Source organism: Mycobacterium sp. (assembly GCF_040398885.1).
Lineage (GTDB): Bacteria > Actinomycetota > Actinomycetes > Mycobacteriales > Mycobacteriaceae > Mycobacterium.
Genome location: NZ_JBBATF010000297.1, coordinates 1 through 1,605 on the forward strand (window position 1 = coordinate 1; position 1,605 = coordinate 1,605).

Annotated in this window: 3 protein-coding genes and 1 pseudogene; all 4 read right to left on the reverse strand. The window is 67.3% G+C overall.

Annotation, left to right across the window (positions count from 1 at the left end; genetic code table 11):
- On the reverse strand, positions 1-186 hold a 186-nt coding region (locus tag ADBZ5U_RS16220; RefSeq protein WP_526811915.1), incomplete at its 3' end, for a 50S ribosomal protein L23.
- A complete protein-coding gene (gene rplD / locus ADBZ5U_RS16225) occupies positions 186-848 on the reverse strand; it encodes a 50S ribosomal protein L4 (protein ID WP_526811917.1) in 663 nt (220 codons plus the stop codon). The genes ADBZ5U_RS16220 and rplD, both read right to left, overlap by 1 nt.
- The gene (gene rplC / locus ADBZ5U_RS16230; protein ID WP_526811919.1) at positions 848-1,516 is read right to left on the reverse strand and encodes a 50S ribosomal protein L3; all 669 of its coding nucleotides are present in this window, start codon (positions 1,514-1,516) and stop codon (positions 848-850) included. Before rplC ends, rplD begins: the two co-directional genes overlap by 1 nt.
- A gap of 12 nt (positions 1,517-1,528) precedes the next feature.
- Positions 1,529-1,605, reverse strand: a pseudogene (locus ADBZ5U_RS16235) (30S ribosomal protein S10); the annotation flags it as partial.

Below are 1,605 nucleotides of genomic sequence, written 5' to 3' on the forward strand. Positions count from 1 at the left end.
CCGGTTAGCGGTATTCACCGAGGCCACCTTGACCGAGAAGATCTTCTCGATGGCGATCTTGATCTGCGTCTTGTTGGAGTCCGGGTGGACGAAGAACGTGTAGACGTTGTCCTCGATCAGGCCGTAGGACTTTTCAGAGATCACCGGTGCGACGATGATGTCGCGCGGGTCAGTCACGGTCGCCATCAGGCCGACACCTCCGTCTTCGTGTTGCTCTCGATCCAGGCGTTGAGCGCCTCAACGCTGAACACCACGTCGTCGGCGTTGAGCACGTCGTAGGTGTTCAGCTGATCCGGTGCCAGGATGTGCACGCCGGGCAGGTTGCGCACGCTCTTGGCGCCGGCCTCGTCGGCACGGCCGATGACGACCAGAACCTTTGTCGTTTTTCCGGGCGTGCGCTCCGGAACCAGCGCACCCAGGAATGCCTTGGCGCTCTTGGTCGACGGAGTCTGACCGCTGACGAATTCTGTGACGGCGTGGATCCGCTCGTTGCGGGCCCGATCCGACAGCGCCCCGCGCAGTGCGGCGGCGATCATCTTCTTCGGGGTCCGCTGGCTGTAGTCGCGCGGCTGCGGGCCGTGCACCGTCCCGCCGCCCTTGAACTGCGGGGCGCGGGTCGAGCCCTGACGGGCCCGGCCGGTGCCCTTCTGCCGGTAGGGCTTCTTGCCGCCGCCGGACACCAGACCGCGGGTCTTGGTCGCGTGGGTGCCCTGGCGGGCGGCCGCCAACTGCGCGGTCACCACCTGGTGCATCAGCGCGATGTTGGGCTCGACGTCGAACAGTTCCGCGGGCAGTTCGACGCTGCCGCGAATGGTGCCGTCCGGGCTCTGGACGTTAATCGTCGCCATTACTTCTCACCTCGTTTGACCGCGGTGCGGACCATCACCAGGCCGCCGGTGCGGCCGGGGACCGCACCCTTGATCAACAACACGCCGTTCTCGGCGTCGACCTTGTGCACCAACAGGTTCTGGGTGGTGACGCGGTCGTTGCCCATCCGGCCCGACATCCGGGTGCCCTTGAAGACCCGGCCGGGAGTCGAGCAGCCGCCGATCGAGCCGGGCCGGCGGTGCACCGCCTGGGCGCCGTGCGCGGCGCCCTGGCCGCGGAAGCCGTGCCGTTTCATCGTGCCCGCGAAGCCCTTGCCCTTGGAGGTGCCGGTGACGTCGACGTAGTTGCCCGCCTCGAAGATCTCGGCGGTCAACTCCTGGCCGACCTCGTACTCGCCGGCCGCGGCCTCGTCGTCGAGGCGCAGTTCGGCCAGGTGCCGGCGGGGGTTGACCCCGGCGGCGGCGAACTGGCCGGCGACCGGCTTGATGACCTTGCGCGGGCTGATCTCGCCGTAGGCCAGTTGGACGGCGCTGTAGCCGTCCTTGTCGTTGGTGCGAATGCGGGTGACGACGTTCGGGCCCGCCTTGACGACGGTCACCGGAACGACCCGGTTGTTCTCGTCGAAGACCTGGGTCATGCCCAGCTTCGTGCCGAGGATTCCGCGCCGCGGATTCTTGTTAGGTCCCATTGCTCGAGTCCCCTACTGGATATTCACGTCGACGCTGGCCGGCAGGTCGATGCGCATCAGCGCGTCGACCGTCTTCGGCGTCGGGTCGA